General features: G+C 37.3%; 19 protein-coding genes. 6 read left to right on the top strand and 13 right to left on the bottom strand.

Annotated features, from left to right (window positions below):
- Positions 1–57 precede the first annotated feature (57 nt).
- Positions 58–552 carry an outer membrane beta-barrel protein gene (locus HC725_RS06175; RefSeq protein ID WP_190330950.1) on the top strand — a complete coding sequence of 165 codons (495 nt, stop codon included), beginning with the start codon at positions 58–60 and terminating at the stop codon, positions 550–552.
- Positions 553–705: 153 nt separating this feature from the next.
- Here the strand turns inward: HC725_RS06175 and hxpB are convergent, their stop codons facing one another.
- Positions 706–1,356, bottom strand: coding sequence for a hexitol phosphatase HxpB (gene hxpB / locus HC725_RS06170; protein WP_190330949.1), 651 nt, complete (start codon positions 1,354–1,356; stop codon positions 706–708).
- Between the two features lie 252 nt (positions 1,357–1,608).
- Between hxpB and HC725_RS06165 the strand changes: the two genes are divergently transcribed.
- The gene (locus HC725_RS06165) at positions 1,609–2,511 is read left to right on the top strand and encodes a DNA ligase (protein ID WP_190330948.1); all 903 of its coding nucleotides are present in this window, start codon (positions 1,609–1,611) and stop codon (positions 2,509–2,511) included.
- Positions 2,512–2,594: 83 nt separating this feature from the next.
- On the opposite strand, the gene HC725_RS06160 is transcribed toward HC725_RS06165, so the two are convergent.
- From HC725_RS06160 to HC725_RS06140, 5 genes are all read right to left on the bottom strand, one after another.
- On the bottom strand, positions 2,595–3,968 hold the full coding sequence (locus HC725_RS06160) for an MATE family efflux transporter (RefSeq protein WP_190330946.1): 1,374 nt from the start codon (positions 3,966–3,968) through the stop codon (positions 2,595–2,597).
- A 136-nt stretch (positions 3,969–4,104) separates the two neighbouring features.
- Complete coding sequence (locus tag HC725_RS06155; protein ID WP_190330944.1) at positions 4,105–4,320, bottom strand: CPXCG motif-containing cysteine-rich protein; 216 nt, start codon at positions 4,318–4,320, stop codon at positions 4,105–4,107.
- 371 nt (positions 4,321–4,691) lie between these two features.
- A complete protein-coding gene (locus HC725_RS06150) occupies positions 4,692–5,561 on the bottom strand; it encodes a fructosamine kinase family protein (protein WP_190330942.1) in 870 nt (289 codons plus the stop codon).
- A 199-nt stretch (positions 5,562–5,760) separates the two neighbouring features.
- Entirely contained in the window at positions 5,761–6,237 is a 477-nt protein-coding gene (locus HC725_RS06145; RefSeq protein WP_190330940.1) for a C40 family peptidase, read from the bottom strand.
- 37 nt (positions 6,238–6,274) lie between these two features.
- Positions 6,275–6,412, bottom strand: a complete 138-nt coding sequence (locus HC725_RS06140) for a hypothetical protein (protein WP_190330939.1) — start codon at positions 6,410–6,412, stop codon at positions 6,275–6,277.
- A gap of 45 nt (positions 6,413–6,457) precedes the next feature.
- On the opposite strand from HC725_RS06140, the gene nagK reads away from it, so the two are divergent.
- On the top strand, positions 6,458–7,381 hold the full coding sequence (gene nagK, locus HC725_RS06135; RefSeq protein WP_190330937.1) for an N-acetylglucosamine kinase: 924 nt from the start codon (positions 6,458–6,460) through the stop codon (positions 7,379–7,381).
- 48 nt (positions 7,382–7,429) lie between these two features.
- Here the strand turns inward: nagK and HC725_RS06130 are convergent, their stop codons facing one another.
- The 3 genes from HC725_RS06130 to HC725_RS06120 all read right to left on the bottom strand — a co-directional run bounded on the left by HC725_RS06130 (position 7,430) and on the right by HC725_RS06120 (position 11,083).
- Positions 7,430–7,699 (bottom strand): DUF2960 family protein, encoded by a 270-nt coding sequence (locus tag HC725_RS06130; protein WP_190330936.1) that lies wholly within the window; start codon positions 7,697–7,699, stop codon positions 7,430–7,432.
- A gap of 140 nt (positions 7,700–7,839) precedes the next feature.
- On the bottom strand, positions 7,840–8,730 hold the full coding sequence (locus HC725_RS06125; RefSeq protein ID WP_190330934.1) for a mechanosensitive ion channel family protein: 891 nt from the start codon (positions 8,728–8,730) through the stop codon (positions 7,840–7,842).
- A gap of 1 nt (position 8,731) precedes the next feature.
- Positions 8,732–11,083, bottom strand: coding sequence for an ATP-binding protein (locus HC725_RS06120; RefSeq protein ID WP_190330933.1), 2,352 nt, complete (start codon positions 11,081–11,083; stop codon positions 8,732–8,734).
- Positions 11,084–11,343: 260 nt separating this feature from the next.
- On the opposite strand from HC725_RS06120, the gene cobB reads away from it, so the two are divergent.
- Positions 11,344–12,060: a Sir2 family NAD+-dependent deacetylase gene (gene cobB / locus HC725_RS06115; protein WP_190330931.1), complete on the top strand. Its 717-nt coding sequence runs from the start codon at positions 11,344–11,346 to the stop codon at positions 12,058–12,060.
- A gap of 92 nt (positions 12,061–12,152) precedes the next feature.
- Here cobB and HC725_RS06110 read toward each other — a convergent pair whose 3' ends face one another.
- The 4 genes from HC725_RS06110 to potA all read right to left on the bottom strand — a co-directional run bounded on the left by HC725_RS06110 (position 12,153) and on the right by potA (position 16,129).
- Positions 12,153–13,196 carry an extracellular solute-binding protein gene (locus HC725_RS06110; protein ID WP_190330928.1) on the bottom strand — a complete coding sequence of 348 codons (1,044 nt, stop codon included), beginning with the start codon at positions 13,194–13,196 and terminating at the stop codon, positions 12,153–12,155.
- Positions 13,197–13,339: 143 nt separating this feature from the next.
- On the bottom strand, positions 13,340–14,128 hold the full coding sequence (gene potC / locus HC725_RS06105; protein WP_190330926.1) for a spermidine/putrescine ABC transporter permease PotC: 789 nt from the start codon (positions 14,126–14,128) through the stop codon (positions 13,340–13,342).
- Positions 14,128–14,985, bottom strand: coding sequence for a spermidine/putrescine ABC transporter permease PotB (gene potB / locus HC725_RS06100; RefSeq protein WP_190331097.1), 858 nt, complete (start codon positions 14,983–14,985; stop codon positions 14,128–14,130). The genes potC and potB overlap by 1 nt, the downstream gene beginning before the upstream one ends.
- Position 14,986: 1 nt before the next feature.
- A complete protein-coding gene (gene potA, locus HC725_RS06095; protein WP_190330925.1) occupies positions 14,987–16,129 on the bottom strand; it encodes a spermidine/putrescine ABC transporter ATP-binding protein PotA in 1,143 nt (380 codons plus the stop codon).
- 327 nt (positions 16,130–16,456) lie between these two features.
- Here potA and HC725_RS06090 point away from each other — a divergent pair, with 327 nt between their 5' ends.
- The gene (locus HC725_RS06090) at positions 16,457–17,263 is read left to right on the top strand and encodes a hypothetical protein (protein ID WP_190330924.1); all 807 of its coding nucleotides are present in this window, start codon (positions 16,457–16,459) and stop codon (positions 17,261–17,263) included.
- Positions 17,260–18,024, top strand: coding sequence for a glucosaminidase domain-containing protein (locus tag HC725_RS06085; protein WP_190330922.1), 765 nt, complete (start codon positions 17,260–17,262; stop codon positions 18,022–18,024). Before HC725_RS06090 ends, HC725_RS06085 begins: the two co-directional genes overlap by 4 nt.
- The last annotated feature ends 195 nt before the right edge of the window (positions 18,025–18,219 follow it).

Raw genomic sequence — 18,219 nt, 5'->3', positions numbered from 1 at the left:
ATCATAGCTGAAAATGACAAGCGCGGGATCACTCGCATCAATCTCGAAGGAATCGATATGAAAAGAACTTTGTTGGCCTTAGCTCTAGCAACGGTTGCTACTTCAGCTTCTGCAGACTCATGGTTATATGCAGGTGCAAACTATGGTGTTGCTGATTACACTGAAAATGGTGCCGATAACCATAATGTTTATGGTTTAAATATTGGTACCGGTATTCTTCCGTTTATCGGTGTTGAAGCTGGTTACTGGGATTTAGGTAGTTCAGAAGGCTCAGATCTAACCGCTTTATATTTAGGCATTAAACCAAGTATTAATGTTGGTCCACTTGAGTTTTATGGCAAGTTGGGCGCAAACAAATTTGATATTAGTGGTGGTGATAATCGAAATAGCGATGATGGCTATGATGTTATGTACGGCGCTGGTGTTGAATATACGGTTTTTGATAGTTTACCTGGTGGTTCATTATCTTTAGGTTTGGCTTACAACAGTTTTGGTTTTGATAAATTTAAAGCGAATACCTATACCGTTAGTGCTACATTCCATTTCTTATAACAGTAATTTTATTATAAGATTTAAATCCAATATGTAGGGTGCAACCTTTTAGATTGCCAATTTATTACGGGTAGTAAACAGCTCGTTATCTTCAAAAGATACGAGCTGTTTTTATTTATTTTGATGTGATTTTTATTTGTCCTGATAGAGCTATCAAGCGTTTAATAATTCAGGTGTAATGTCGTTTAATGAATTTAAATTGTGATCAGCAATTACAAAGTGGGGTTGTTCACGGCTTGAGGCTTCAGGTATCACGATAGTTTTCATTTGTGCAGATTTTGCAGCAAGTAAACCGGTAAAAGAGTCTTCTAAAGCGACACAATCAAGTGGCGATACTTCTAACGCAGCGGCTGCATTTAAATAAACCTCTGGATGTGGCTTCCCATAAGGTAACCCCTCAGCCGATAAAACAGCTTCAAAAACGCCATCTAACTCTAGAGAATCTAATGCAGCTTGTATTAAAACCATTGGTGAAGATGAGGCGAGAGCTATTTTTAAGTTTTGTTGCTGACAGACTTCTAATGCATGGAATAATCCCGGCATCATAGGCTTATGCTCTTTAACGAGTTCGATAACACGCGCTAGAACCATATCACATACTTCTTGGCAGCTTTTTCCTTCCCAAGGTTGTTCGCGGTAATAGATTTCAACTATTTGGTCGATACGGATACCCGTTGTATTAATGGTATCTTGCAATGTGATTTTAACTCCAACGAGAGGGAATATTTCAAGTTGAGCTTGTTGCCAAAACGGTTCTGAATCAATCATCAAACCATCCATATCAAACACAGCTGCTTTAATCATGTTATGCACTCTTAATTATTAGATTTATTTCAGTCTAGCATCATGATTATGGACTTCCTATCGCCTTGAGAAAAAACAGAATTGACAGTGTGCTTTTTAAGCGAACCGCATGAGTGTAATTAGCATGATTATCAATAAATCATTATTTTTATTTTCGTCACAAGTTAATGTTAAAGCTCGGATGGGAGATGAAAACATGCTTAATATGATCTCCTTTATTCATATTGCAAGGTCGGTTGATCTTGAGGAGTTATGTTGAAGTCCACTTGTATTAATCCATATTGTTTTGTCTTCACGGCAGCTTATTTGGCGGTATCATTTCCGGTTTTTTCTGATGCTAATCTTAATTTTCTCAATCATTCAGAGGTTAAAACACCAGATATATCTGTGCCTTTAGCGAATGATTTCTATGAAGATGCTGCTATTGAACAATATTGGTACAGTGAAAAGCTAGATGGTATTCGAGCCTTGTGGAATGGAGAGCAGTTATTTACCCGGACAGGTAAGCCTATTATTGCACCTGAATGGTTTATTCAAGGATTACCGAAAGAACCGTTAGACGGTGAATTATGGGCTGGGCGAGGCCATTTTTCACAAGTTCAACGAACAGTACTAGATCAAATTCCAGATGAAGAAAGTTGGAAAAATATTCAATATATGGTTTTTGATCTGGCTGAGTTAAATGCATCGTATGATCAAAGGTACCAACGCCTTCAACGTATCATCAATGATTCCAATAGTAATAAGCATTTAGCCTTGGTAAAACAATTCCCAATCGAGTCAACAGCATTCCTATATCAAAACCTGCAAAGTGTAGAAACCCAAATGGGTGAAGGTATTATGCTGAGAAAAATAAAGAGCCATTATCAAGGTGGGAGAACTGATGATTTGTTAAAATTGAAATCTTTTCAAGATGATGAAGCCATCGTTATTGGTTATAAGCCTGGAAAGGGTAAACATTTGAATATGACAGGGTCGCTCTATGTTGAATGGAAGGATGGAAAGCGTTTCTATCTTGGGAGTGGTTTGACGAATGAGTTACGTAACAAGCCACCAGCATTGGGTGAGAAAGTAACTTTTCGATTTAATGGTTATACTCGCTCTGGGTTACCTCGTTTTGCAAGATTTATTCATGTTCGGTCCGAAAGTATTTAACAAAACAATAAAACAAGACAACAAGGCTTAGATATTAAGCTTGTTGTCTCGGGGTATTTTGTCCTGACCATTTCGCCAGAAAATCAGCGTCCAGAGAATCTAAGCTGAGTTTCATCTGATTGTTTATGCAACCAATGTAGACGGTGGGAAAGCAACAGTGCAGCAGTTGATAAGCCAATGATAATGCCAATCCAAAACCCTGTGATACCGAGAGGCTCATCACTTAACCAATCAGTCATACCGAGAATATAACCTAAAGGCATACCAATACCCCAGTAAGAGATTAGAGTACGACTAAAGATGGCACTCATATCTTTATAGCCACGTAATGCTCCTGCGGCGATGACTTGAATTGCATCAGTACACTGATAAATAGCCGCCATGACCAGAAGATGCATTGCGACTACTGCAACGCTATTATTATCAGTATATAAGCTAATAATTTGTTGGCTAAATACCACGGTTAGTATTGCGGTTAATATTGCAGTAAACAATCCAAATAATAAGCCAACATGAGAGGATATTCTGGCACCTGCAACGCTTTGTTCACCAAGTTGGTGCCCAACGCGAATACTGACCGCAGCACCAATACTCATTGGTAGCATAAAAACCAAAGATGAAAAGTTAATAGCTACTTGGTGCGCTGCAACCGTTATTGGCCCCAAAGGCGCAACCATTAATGCCACTACTGCAAAAAGTGTCACTTCAAAAAATAGAGCGGCAGCAATTGGAAACCCTAGGCTAAATAATCGTTTCAGTGAATGAAGATTCGGTTTATGAAACTCCGTGAAAAGGTGAATGTTTTTAAAACGTTTTGCTTTAATTATATACAACAACATTGCAGTGAACATAAACCAGTAAACAATAGCAGTGGCCACACCACAACCAATGGCGCCAAGCTCCGGTGCACCAAATTTCCCGTAAACAAAGATCCAGTTCAGCGGTATATTCAATAATAAACCTAGAAAGCCTAATATCATGGCGGGTTTAGTTAGCGATAAACCATCAGATAAACTGCGCAGAGTTTGAAAAAGTAGAAAAGCGGGCACGGCAAAAATCATAGCAAACATATAGCCATTGGTTTTTTCTGCCATTACCGTTTCGATATTCATAGCAAATAAAATATGACGAGTTTGAGATAAAACTAAAATAATTGGAATCGCAACCAGAAACGATAGATATGCTCCTTGCTGCACTTCATGGGCAATGCGAGTTTGTCGTCCGGAACCATTTAATTGTGCAATAACTGGCACTAAAGCTAACAACAATCCTATACCAAATAAGATTGAAGGCAACCAAATGCTGGTAGCTACGGCAACGGCAGCCATATCCGTTGCACTTACGCCACCGGCCATAACTGTATCGACAAACCCCATTCCTGTTTGAGCGACTGAAGCAAATAATACTGGTGTTGCAAGTTTTACCAATATTGATGCTTCTTTACGGTAACGATGCACAAAAACTCCTGATAAGCAAAATATTTGATGCTGATTATATAGTTAAGTAACTAATTTGCGACATAAATAATCATTTATTTTACAACAAAAAAGCCCCTAAATAGGAGCTTCATAAAGAGTTCGTATACGTTAATGATTAACTAACATGACTAAAAAATGAATGGTCATCATCACCAATAGCGAGTTGGACTTTGTTTGTCTCGGTATCTACTTTAAGTGTTAAAAAAACAGCGTGATTACAAGTAGGGCAGTCATCATAGAAGCTTTGACTTCCTGTCGTTTTGTCTACGGTTAACCCAATACTATGACCACAATGTGGACAGGCGACTCTTTTCTCTGTGTATTTTATCATTGCTTTCCTCACTGTACTTCTCGTGTTTGTCGCGATGAACTGCAAAATAGATTAAAGGTAAATAATACAATTTCAATATAACAAGCGTTAAATCGAACATGAATGTAGTTTAAAGATTAACGGTCAAAGTTAGTTTATGTATAAAAAAAAGCGAAAAGATTGAGTCTTACCAAATTAAAGATAGGTAAGGTAAAAAAACCGTGATTGCGTAAACAAAAAATAAAGTTATATAGTCAGCATGATTATCTAGATACAGTTAAATGACACAATAACAATGTCAGTATAGATCACCATTACCATTTAATTACGATCAATATCCCAATATAAGTAAAAGATATTTGCGAGGGAAAATTAACAAATTATCGTTTACGTTAGTCTATCTTCAAATATTGTGCGATTTTATGGGCACATTTAGGAAGGTATTCACCACCATATTGATTACAAAGGCAGAGTAAATAGTAGAATTGATAGATATCTTTTCGTTGGATATAATTTTTTTCAAGAGGGTAGATAGCTTGGTAGCCTTCCATAAAGGCTGGGTTCATTTGTCCGTAATATTCAGCTATGGCAATATCATACTCCCTATCTCCCCAAAAACTTGATGGGTCATAACATAATGGTCCAATAGGAGATAAAGCCACATTTTGTTGGTTTAGTGAGCCATGTAAAAGTGAAGGTTTTGGTTGGTGATTCGCTAATATTTTTTTGACATATTGTACCACCTCATTAATATCGCCTAAATCTATACCTTTCTCTTTCAGTAACTGTAATTGCCACCCAATTCGATGTTCAGCAAAAAACACACACCATTTTTTATGCCAAGCGTTCGGTTGCAAATTTAATCCAACATAAGTATCAGCATCATAACCAAAATCTTTTTGATCTCCACATAAATGTAATCGAGCAACTTGTTGGCCTAATGTGTAAAAGTCAGACTCTTTATTAAGAGATTTAGTAGGGTAATAATTGAGGATTAAAAAGGAATGTTCTTTTGTTTGTCCACAAATGATGGGTTCAGGAACGCAAAGTGTAGAAGTCGCATTCAAGGCAGATAAATTTTCAAACTCAGCTTCAAACTTTGAGAGCCAAGAGCGCTCATTTAGTTTAATAAAATAACGTTGCTCGCCATCACCGATTAAATAACAGTAATTAGTTTCGCCATCATTGAGGTGCTCTTTTTCTCTAAGGATAAACTCAAAGGCGGTTGCATCTGAAAGTTGCTGTGCGATAGCTTGCCACATAAAACCTCCTGAACGGAAATAATCTGGTACTACCTTAGCTTAGCTTATCTTTACGTTTAGAGAACTGTTCCGCATAAATTACATTAATTTATCGGCTAAAAAGAAAATATTTTGTCTACGATTAGTATTTTTATTAATGTTTCTGCGCAGCTAATTGGGGCGTGAGTAATCGTGGTTTTTCTCCATGAGTGCCTTCAAGCTATCCTTTAACAACTGGAGTGATTCGTCGAAATTGCCAAAAGGCACTGGCCCAGTAAGGGTTATCTGTTCGTGAAATCATCACACCCTTGGAAGACGAAGCGTGCATGAATTGTTTATTGCCTAAATAAAACCCAACGTGGCGTTGATTCCAGCCGGTTTTAAAAAAAATCAGATCACCAAAAGCAGCTTGATTTTCTGGAATATATCGTCCTCGCTTACTTTGTTGTTCGGTTGTACGGGGAAGTTCTAGCTGATATAACGACATAACGGTCACTTGCATAAAAGCCGAGCAATCAATTCCTGCGCGATTTTGACCGCCAAATTGATAAGGAACACCAACCCAGTTTTGATAAAGCGTATTAATTTCTTTTTTTTCTGTGTTGGTATAAGGCAAAGGTTGCGGTGGTGGTGTTGATGAGCATCCTGCAACGGAAACAAGGATAAAACACATAAAGTAGCGGAGATAAAGTGGCATGAAAATATCCGTAGGCGGCTCAAATTTATACCGTACTTTATAGGTAATCAAAGCGATCGACAACAATTTGACTATCTACAACGATATAAATGCAGTTTTTATGAGCAATCAGTTTCTTATCATTTTCAAACTGGTAATTAATCACGGTTTGCGTCATTACTTTGTGGATAATCATCAACAGGTTCAATTTAAGACAATATAAGACTTTGGGAGAGACAGGATGTATTACGGTTTTGATGTGGGAGGCACTAAAATTGAATTTGGTGCTTTCAATCATAAATTAGAACGCTTGGCGACGGAACGAGTTCCAACTCCTGGTGATGATTATCAAGCTTTATTAGTGACATTATCTGAATTAGTTAAGAAATATGATATTGAGTTTGGAGTTGAAGGTTCTATAGGTATCGGGATTCCAGGCATGGAAAGTGTTGATGATGGTGCCGTTTTGACATCAAATGTCCCAGCAGCTAAAGGACAGTTTTTACGTAAGGACCTTGAAGCTTTAGTGCAACGCCCAGTAAAAATAGCTAATGATGCTAACTGTTTTGCTCTATCTGAAGCGTGGGATCAAGAGCATCAAGGCGAAGAAAGCGTGCTTGGGTTAATTTTAGGTACGGGGTTTGGTGGTGGCATTGTTATCAATGGGCATGTCGTTTCAGGGCGCAGTCATGTTGCTGGTGAAATTGGACATACACGCATGCCATTAGATGGTTGGTTGTATTTACAAAATAGTTCACCAGATAAAGAAGCACCATTGTTTGGTTGTGGTTGTGATAAACAAGGCTGTATAGATAATTATTTGTCTGGCCGTGGCTTTGAGCAACTTTATGAACATTATTATGGTGAGCGAGTAAAGGCGGTAGAATTGATTCAGCAACAAGCCGCAGGGGAAACAAAAGCAGTTGAACATGTTGAGCGTTTTATGGAGCTGCTCGCTATTTGTTTAGGGAATATTTTCACGGCTTTCGATCCTAACGTTGTTGTACTTGGCGGTGGTTTATCTAACTATGATTTGATTTATCAAGAAATGCCGAAACGAATACCTAAACATTTATTACCTATAGGAAAAGTCCCTAAAATATTGAAAGCAAAATACGGTGATTCCGGTGGCGTACGTGGGGCAGCATTTTTGAATATTGGTTAACTATTTACGCTAGTTTTAATATAAAAAAGAGGTCGCTAGACCTCTTTTTTATGACTTTTTCTTGTGACCAATTCCCATATTTTCTTTTGGTAGTAGGGTAATGCGTCCGAATCCTAATTTAGTGAAATGAGCATCGCGGTAACTTCTTACGGCTTTAGTATCGGAAATAGCTTCGATGGATTGCTCCATTTTTAAATATTCTTTGATATCGATGCCTTCATTTGCAGCTACTGCTTCGTGAATGCTGTGAAATTCACGATAGCTAAAGGGTAATGTTTTTTCTTCATTTTTATAGGTGTAAGCAATAATACGAGACATAAGTACTCATTTAATTAGATGCATGTTGAGTCGGAGTATAAAGCTATCCTAAACATGAATCTAATGTTGTTTACTAATCAATGTAAAAAAGCCCAAAATGTTCATCTTAGGCTTGTAGGTAGAGGATTTAAGCGATAGCGCTAGATTTGATTTGTGCGTACCGCAATCTGAGGTGGCTGAATATTATGCTGTCTAAACTCTTTCATGACTCTTAATGTGATATCGGTTTCAAATAATTTTTCATAAAACGTATCTACCACATAAGCTTTGCATGTCAGTTTGATTGCCAAGTAATTGTCGGCCATTTCTTGGTTAACTAAAACGACAACTGGTTTAGGTAGATGAATATAACGACTAGAAGAAGCGGCTTCTTGAATTAGATTACGAGCAAGAAGGATGTCTTGATCCATACCGATGTAAAAAGGGATAACACATTGCATATCAAGTGCACCATAGTTTCCACTCATAGTGACTTCGCTTAAAAATTTGTTATTAGGTATGGTAATAATATCATCGGTTAAGGTTCGCATACGAACAGATCGTAATCCGATCGTAATAATATCACCGTAATTGCCCTCAAATGTTACGCGGTCACCAACTTGGAAGGGGCGGTCAATCATAACAGTCAAACCTGCGATAAAAGAAGCCGCAAGGTCTTTCAATGCAAAACCTATTGATACTGCAAGCGTGCCGCCAATGAGTGTCAGTATTTGTTCATTGATGCGAAAGCTCATCATGAATACGGTAATACCAGCAGTCATATAAACAAAAAACTGAAAGAAAGATTGCAGTTTTTGTAGAACCATTCTGTATTGTACAAATTGAGTACTAAAAGTTTCAACTAACTTATTGGTGAAACGTAATAGGATCCATGCAGCAATTACGATGATAAAAGAAAAGACAACACCACCCCAGCGAACAAGGTTGGTAAACTGTGCAATATTTTCTAAGTGGTTATCTATGGTTTCACCTTCAGCAAAAGCAATGCTACTAACTGAAAACAAAATAATAAAAAGGAGCGTTTTTTTCATGCTATTTCACCAATAAGTGCTGACGATGTAGGGCATTTGTTATATATCGATACCAATGGTCGGAAATTTTTGCTTTGTCACCAGACCATTCTATATAATTACGACTTTCAAAGTAGCGTAATGTCCCGATAACTTCAGGAGTGGTTAACTGGGTGCATTCAGATAGCTCCTCTGGTGTTGACACCTCCAATTGAACTATAGAACGCAAAATGGCGAGCATAGGTTTTGGCATTTTCTCTAACTCTTCCGATTCAGGTGCTTGGAAAAGCCGAACAACCACTTTGTCTGTTTTCTGATCTTGGCGTAGGGATAATCTAAAGAAACGTAGAGCAACCGTTGGATTGCCATCCGAATAATGCCAAAGGATACGATAAAACCCTTGTCTTGCTCGTTCCTCTTCAGATATATCATCTTGATCCCACTGCTTGGGAAGATTGAGGTCATCAAATGACACTGGATTTTCAATATCGTGATTTAGGCGAGAATTGAGTAGCTCTGATATTTGAGACTCAGTCCAACGGGGCATGAATGTTACTAAGTCGAATAAGAGTCTTTCCCCTCGAGCTCTGTCAACAAAACGCCAGCTTGATTTTTCTATTGCCATCATTACGCGGTGATTTTTCTTAGATCGTCGCATTAAATTAGTGAATTTCATGAGTCCAGATAAGCCACCAACCATTGGTTTAACAAGGCGTTGAGCATTGTCCACAGCGATAAGGTAAGCAGTTTCACTTTTTCTCAGATAAGCCAAAATTTGAATGTCAGAAGACTCCCGGTCTAAGCCTAATTGTTCGGCTAAATCTGACATTAATTCACTATAACCAGAATTAGGGCAGTTTAAGTAAATGGGTTGGGCATTATTAACTCTATAGAGAATTTGCTTTAATAAAGTGGTCGTTCCTATTCCTCGTTCACCTGAAATAACACACATTGCAGGACTATCTGATAGGATGTATTTTGACAGCTGTTTGATCTCATCAGAAGCATAGCCAATGAGCTTGCTGTCTTCTTTTCCAGGTAAAATATAATTAAATATATCATCACCTTTCAGTTGGACTAAATTCGTATTTTGCCCACCATTATCACTCTGTTTTGCTACTTCAATTCTAAACAAATAGGCTAAAGTTTGACTAAAAAAAGCGTATTGGGAAAGAGTTGCAATGACAAATTGCTTTAGGTTTCGTGAAATTAACCAAAAAGTCATAATGAAAACGGAGATGGTTGATAGGCCAAAACTATCTTTTTTATTTATTGCCCACTGAGCCCATAAAGGATGATCCATATTTTGGTTAGTTTCACTAAATACATAAGGTTTCCATTTACGAAGTACAACCACAGTAATTAATAAAAACCAGAGTGATAACAAGCTCGAAACCCAGTGATATATAGTGCCTTGACCAATGGTTGTTTTTGTCATTTGCAGTATCACGCCAGCACCGATTGCACTCCAAACATAGTAACGGATACTAGATAAACGAATAGCGGTCATTTCTTTTGTGGTACTACGACTATTACGATAAGCAAATTCTAAAATAAACTTAACAGCAATAGATCCACCTAATACCCACCAAGTAAAAATACTGAGAAACTTAACATGCTGTAAACTTTGAAGCGTGGCTAAAATATCCAAAGATATTGTGATAGCGATTAACCATGCAATTGGTCGATTTGCTTTACTGATATACCAAATGAAACGAATAAAAAGAGATGGCGGTGTAGCTGTTTCAAGTTTTGCTTTACGGAATTGCTTAATAATATCGCTGCTGTTTTTTAACCACCATGATAACCCTAAGTATACGAAAAATAGTTTAACTAACATCACAATGACAGGAACTGGTGATATAGTTAAATCAACCAAAAATGCTTTAAAGCTTTGATATTGAAAAAAAACAAGATATTGGGCGTTTAATTGAGTGAGATACAGTTCTGACTTGAATTGAGTTACGCCATAAGGGCCAAATCCTGTTAGCTTATTGAAGACATTACCATTGGCTAACTTAAGGAGTTGTTGTTTGGACTCACTAAAACTGTGTAAAGATAAATAATATTCTTGGGTTTGAAACCAGATAGATTTCCCTCCCGTTTTTCTGTATTCGGATAAGGCTTTAGCAAATTGAATGGTGTTCTGATCTATTTGATATAAAGTTGCAGAAAGTAATTCATCTACTTTGGCATGATCATTTTCGGACATAAAAAGTGGATCGGGCAATGCAGATACATCTTCAGCAATACGTTTAGCTTCAGAGGTAATATTGGGTTGTTTTTTAGCTGTAGGCATCGGTTCCCATTCTGCTTGTGCAGTAAATGAGAAGGTGATGAGTAATATGCATAATATTTGATAAATTTTTCCCATAAGGCCACTTTTAACTAGTTGATAGCACTGATAATTGGTTCGATATTACACTATAGACATTAATCATAGTTGTTATTTTTAATAAATATCGATTTTATTTAAACGTAGCTTAATTTATACGGGAGAATATAGGACCAGCAAAAGAAGAGAGTTAGTGCTCAATAATTCAAAACCTAATTTTATCCTTAACTAAAACAAGGTAAATTAAATCTAATATGCTGTCTGTATTTGTACCGTCACAATAACCAAAAGGACTGAAAATGCATTTTCCTTATCAAAATATTGTTATATTAACAGGAGCTGGTATTTCAGCGGAGTCAGGTATTCAAACATTTCGCTCTCAAGATGGTTTGTGGGAAAACCATCGTATCGAGGATGTTGCTACACCTGAAGGTTATCAAGCTAATCCTGAATTAGTACAAAATTTTTATAACCAACGCCGTCAGAGTTTACATGATATTAATATTCAGCCTAACTTAGCTCATTTAGCACTTGCGCAGCTAGAAAATAAATTAGATGGGAAAATAACGATCGTCACACAAAATATCGATAACTTGCATGAAAAAGCGGGGAGCCAGAAGATCATTCATATGCATGGTGAGTTACTTAAAGTTCGATGCCCTGAGTCCAATCAAGTAATTGATCATGACGATGATCTAAATATAAATGATCTATGCCACTGCTGTCAGATACCAAACCCATTAAGGCCACATATCGTCTGGTTTGGTGAAATGCCATTACGTATGGCAGAAATTTATTCATTAATAGAACAAGCCGATTTATTTATCTCGATAGGAACATCTGGTGTAGTTTATCCTGCCGCGGGCTTTGTTCATGATGCAAAAATGCATGGAGCCCATACTATTGAACTTAATTTAGAGCCTAGCGCAGTTGAAAGTGAGTTTGCTGAAAAACGCTATGGTAAAGCCAGTATTGAAGTTCCTAAATTGGTCGGAGAATTATTGGGCAATATTTGATTTAATAAGTAAAATTCAGTAAAGATAGAGATTCAAAGAAAAGCTCGCAATACACTGCGAGCTTTTTTGTTTAGGGCATAAATGTATGTAAATTACATATCTACTTTTAGCTTTTGGAAATATTGTTCATATAAAACGTTTGCTTCACCAACATCGTTTTGCCATTCGCCACTATCAAAGACTTGCTGTGGTGGGAATACATCTTGATCTTCAATAAAATCTTTGGGAAGAAGTGGATAGGCGGCTTTAACCGGCGTTGGATAACCAATTTCTAAAGCTATCTTAGCTGCGTTATCTGGACGTAATAAGAAATTAATCATCTTATGAGCAGCATCAACATTTTTGGCTCCAGTTGGAATCGCTAAGCTATCCATCCAGAATATGGTCCCTTTTTCTGGCCAAACAATATGAATGGGAGCTCCATCTTTACGAGCCGCATAAGCGGAACCATTCCAAATCATACCCAAAGAAGTTTCGCCTGCCATATACGGATTTGCAGGGTTATCTGAGTTAAAAACTAATACGTTAGGCATGAGTTTTTTTAACTCTTCATAAGCTTGTTTGATTTCTTCTGGATCAGTTGAATTGGCCGAATAGCCAAGTTTTGTTAATGCAACTTGGAATACTTCACGCGGATCATCCATCATCATTAACTGACCAACCCATTTTGAATCCCATAAATCAGCCCATTTATGGATGGAGTTTTTATCTAACATATCGGTATTTATACCAATACCGGTAGCCCCCCAAATATAAGGGATTGAATAGTCATTATTTGGATCAAAAGGTTTATTTAAATAGTTTGGGTCTAATCCATCAAAATTAGTCAGTTTCGATTTATCTATTGGCTGTAACATGCCTTCTTTTCGCATTTTCGCGACAAAATAAGTCGAAGGCACCACAAGATCATAGCCTTTGCCTTGTGTTTTGAGTTTGGCGTACATGGACTCATTCGACTCATAAGTCGAATAGATAACCTTAATGCCTGTTTCTTTAGTAAATTCTTGCAGGATTTCACTAGGGATATACTCTGACCAATTATAAAAATAGAGTTCTTTATCATCCGCCTGCGCATAGTTCGCCGTTAATGAGGCAGTCAATGCCGCGCCTACAAGTAACTTAGACCATGGTTTCATTTGTATCCCCCAGTGTGAATCGTAGTTTTATGCATATTGAAAATAGTGTGAAGTATAGTCAGATTAAGGTTTTTTAAAAGCCTTATTCCGTAATTAGGCAAAATGTTAACCATGATAGAGCTATGTTTATCAAGGTTCTATGTTCATGATGGAGATCTATCTCTGGCAATGAGCTGAGAGCAGACCACTAGGATTAAAGATACTACAAGCATAACTGTTGCTAAAGCATTCACTTCAGGCGAAATACCGACTTTAACCATAGAATAGATTTTTAAGGGTAATATTTCATAGCTAGGCCCCGTCACAAATGAGCTGATGATGACATCGTCTAGTGATAGCGTAAAACTTAGTAGCCATCCAGCGGCAACGGCAGGTTTAGCTAAAGGTAATAGGATTCGCTTTAAAATAATCCATTCACTTGCTCCGAGATCTCTTGCCGCTTCTAGCATCTTTACATCAAATCCTTTCAGCCGACTGTAAACAGTCACAACGACAAAAGGTAAGCAAAAAGTGATATGCGATATGAGTAACGTTAGCAATCCTAATTGAAAGCCAACGACCAAGAATAACGCTAACAGTGAAATGGCCATTACAATATCAGGCGACATCATTACAATGAATAACAATCCATTCACCGCACCTTTGCCTTTAAACTGATAACGGAATAAGGCCACAGCAGTCAAACTACCGATGATAGTGGCGGCAGTCGAGGAAATAACTGCAATGGTAATTGAGTGCCCAGCAGCCTGAATGAGGCTATTGTTGTGCAATAAATCGCCATACCATTTTGTCGTAAAGCCATCCCAACGAATGCCAAATCGACTCGCATTAAAGGAGTTAGCAATTAAAACTAAAATTGGTAAATATAAAAATAGATAGACCAAGCTCATAAAACTGGATTTGACAACTTTAACTCCGACGTTGTTGGTCATTAGTCTAACTCCACTTTTCTGTTGAGCAATTTTCCTGCACGATAATAGGCATACAGCATTAATGCCATTACGATAGTGAGAGCAATGCTGGTTGCTGCGCCAAATGGCCAATCACGAGCATTGAGTACTTGGCTTTTAATCACATTACCTATCAGTAAGTTTTTTGCACCGCCCAATAAATCGGAGACATAAAACATACCTAAAGCGGGTAATAATACTAATAAGCAGCCACCAATGATTCCTGGCATAGTCAAGGGCAGTATTACTTTAACAAGAGTTTGTACTTTATTTGCACCAAGATCTCTTGCTGCCTCGATGTAAGTTCTATCCAGCTTCTCAATAGCGGAATAGAGTGGCAGAATCATAAACGGCAGTAAGATATAAACTAAACCCACCATAACAGCGATTTCGGTGTACATAATACGAATAGGGTGATCAATGAGTCCAATCGCTATTAGGCTTTTATTCAAAATCCCTTGCGTTCCTAATACTACTTTTAAGCCATATGTGCGAATAAGCGAGTTAGTCCAAAAAGGTACAATGACGAGGAACAACATAATTGGACGCATTTTTTCAGGCATTTTTGCCACTATATAAGCAAAAGGATATCCAATGAGTAAACATAATCCGGTTGCGACAATTGCCATGTAAAGAGAGTGAATCATGACTTTTGCATATAGAGGATCAAGCAGGCGTGCATAGTTGTGTAAAGTGAATGTTAGATCGATTAAATTGGCATCATCACGAGTTAAAAAGCTAGTGATGATGATCATAATGTTTGGAATGAAAACAAACAGAATTAACCATGACACAATCAAGAACACAATGCTGTTTTGAAGATTGATTTTCTTCATGATGTTATTCAGCGCCCGCGATAGATTGAAGAGTTTCTGATTCATCAGGAAGCACAACTTCCCAACTTTCGACCCAAGTAATCGCTACTTTTTGACCAATTGAGTGATCAACGTCGGGGTCATCTTCATTGAAAAATTCACTAACCATAACTCTCATGCCAGATTTTTCAAGTTCAACAACTGAATCTAAGGTCACACCCTTATAGGTTCTCTCCGTGACATGGCCGACAATACCGTTGTCTTCAGATTCTTGAATTTCTTCAATACGAATATCTTCAGGTCGAAGTAAGACTTTTAATTCTTGTCCTTGTTGCACTGATTTTTTGAAATGTACGACAGATTCACAGTCTTCAATGGAAGCAAGAATGGTATTATCATCAAGCCTACGAATGACGGTGGCATTAAAAACGTTTATTTCACCAATAAAGCTTGCCACAAATAAGTTACTTGGTTCTTCATAAATCTCGCGTGGAGAACCATCTTGTTCTATTACGCCATCCCGCATTACGATAATACGATCGGACATAGAAAGGGCTTCTTCTTGGTCATGAGTAACGAAAATAAAGGTAATCCCAAGTTGGCGTTGCAGTCGTTTTAATTCGAGCTGCATTTGTTTACGCAATTTATAGTCTAACGCGGAAAGGGATTCATCTAGTAGGAGTACTTTAGGTTTATTCACAACAGCACGCGCGATCGCAATACGTTGTTGTTGCCCACCAGAAAGCTGATTAGGTCGTCTTTGTGCCATGTTCTCAAGTCGAACCATTTTTAAAGCATCAATGACACGAGTATCGATCTCTGAATCGGATACTTTTTGCATACGTAAACCAAACGCTACATTTTCATAGACCGACATATGTGGAAATAAAGCATAGCTTTGAAATACAGTGTTGACATGTCGCTGTTCTGGGGGAAGTTGCGTTACATCTTCGTTTGCTAGTAATATTTTGCCGCAATCAACGGTTTCAAATCCTGCAATCATTCGTAGTACTGTGGTTTTTCCGCAACCAGACGGTCCAAGTATGGTTAAGAATTCACCATGATTGACGTTTAGATCTAAGTTCTCAATGATAGTTTTGCCATCGAAAGACTTACTTATGCCAGTTAGTGTAATAACTGTAGATCTATGTAACTGTTCAACATTCAATTTCGGTATTTCTCCCTAGAAAGAAAAGTATCGTTCAACACAAAAATTTGAGGGCGCATCATAGTCGCCATCGTAGACATTTCCTAGCAGTTTACAGTTAAATAGTAGCTAAAGGAGAATGTAAACAAACAAGCCGGACATTATCCTATATTGCTTTCATGATTTCAAAAAAGTTGACATTAAATTCATGTTTTTTGTTTTGTTGTTTGATTTTTCATCATACTTACAAAATGAAATGGATTAAAAATACTGGAAACTCGCATCTTGAGTTGGCATGGGTATAATGTGCTCCATAAGCTTATTTGACGTTGTTTGGACAACTAATACATGAATGATGAACTAGAAAAAGAATTCAATGTCGGAGGAAATCTGACGACAGCCTTAAATGGTCAATATGAATTAAAAGCGAGTCAGGTAATAAAAGAAGCTTGGCAGTTAACGATAAAGTATTTTTTATCATTTTCACCTACCATTATTCTTTTATTAGTTTTGCAGCTTGCTATTTTTGCCGTGGCATTAAAACTTCAGCTTGGCGATCCAAGTGTGATCTTACAATTATTTAAAGATGCCTCGGATACCTCTCAGCACCAAAATATTATTGAATCAATATTTATTGCAAATTTTAGTTACGAAATTATCAGTGCACCTTTATATGCAGGTGTCTGTCTTATGGCCATGAGTCATACAACAGGCTTCAAAACCCAACCTCGGCATATGTTAAAAGGTTTGCAGTTTACTGTGCCTCTCATGGTAATGACGTTGATTGCTTTAACCTTGCAAGGTATTGGTGGGATGGTGCTACCATTTTTATCGTTATATTTCACTATGGCCTTTAGCCATGCACCATTATTAATTTGTGAGAAACGAACCACGCCTTTGAAATCTTTGTTGCTGTCATTAAGAGCAGTTAATAAAAAAATCCTGCCATTAATTGCAATTTATTTATTAGTTATAATGATGTTTTTTGCTGCTGCATTATTTTATGGCATAGGTTTTATTTTTGTGTTGCCGTTTTATTTCCATGTTAAAGGTGTTCTTTATCGCGATATGTTCGGTATTCGTTTAAAAGTTGTCTCTGGTGGGGGAAATCCGCCTAATAATGATAATAAACAATCTCAGGTATTTAACGCATGATTAAAAAACTCATAATGGCTGCCATTATTTTGGCATTTTGGGCTGTGTATTATTTTCAAAATCATTACTCATCAGATACCACTAAACCAGTTGAAAAAAGTAAGACAGAGAACGTTGATATCAATGTTAAGAAAGTAAGTTTTTTTGAACAATTACGTCCTGGTTTTGAAAAGGAAAATCAACGTGTTGAAAATGAACGTAGTCAATTACTCGAATTACAATCAGCGCTTGCAGAAAACAACATTAGTTCTAGCTTGCTAAAAAAGGCTTCGACGCTTGCTCAAATGTATGATGTTTCTTTACCTAAAGAGGGTGTTACAAAAGACTGGTTAAATGAGATGCTAATACGAGTTAATATTTTGCCTGAAGCATTAGTATTAACACAGGCTGCAAATGAATCAGCATGGGGGACATCTCGTTTTGCTAAGGATGCTAATAACTTCTTTGGTCAATGGTGCTATACCGAAGGGTGCGGTCTTGTACCAACACAACGCGTTGACGGTGCAACTCATGAAGTAGCTAAGTTTGATAGCCCTCAAGCGTCAATTAATGCCTATTTTATGAATGTTAATCGTAACGATGCTTATAAAGAACTACGTAATATTCGTCAAAACTTGGCTGAGAAAAAAGTGGATTTATCTTCAACAGCAACCGCATTAGAATTAACTAATGGGTTATTAAGTTATTCCGAAAGAGGTCAAGACTACATTAATGACCTTCAAAGTATGATTAAGCAGAATCAGGATTATTGGAAAAATTAATAATGAAGCAGTGGAGACATTCGATATTACTTACGATGCTAACTTGTGTATTGTCTACGCCTGTTTATGCACAACAATATCGGTTTAATTATTTGTCAACACCAGTTGAAATCTGATCCACTTTTTTAAAAATTCACCGTTTTAATATTGATCCACTTATTTGCTCAGCTATTGCTAATTTCTAATATTCCAGCT

The organism is Vibrio sp. S17_S38 (assembly GCF_014694375.1).
Lineage (GTDB): Bacteria > Pseudomonadota > Gammaproteobacteria > Enterobacterales > Vibrionaceae > Vibrio.
This window is presented reverse-complemented; position numbering and strand designations above follow the sequence as displayed.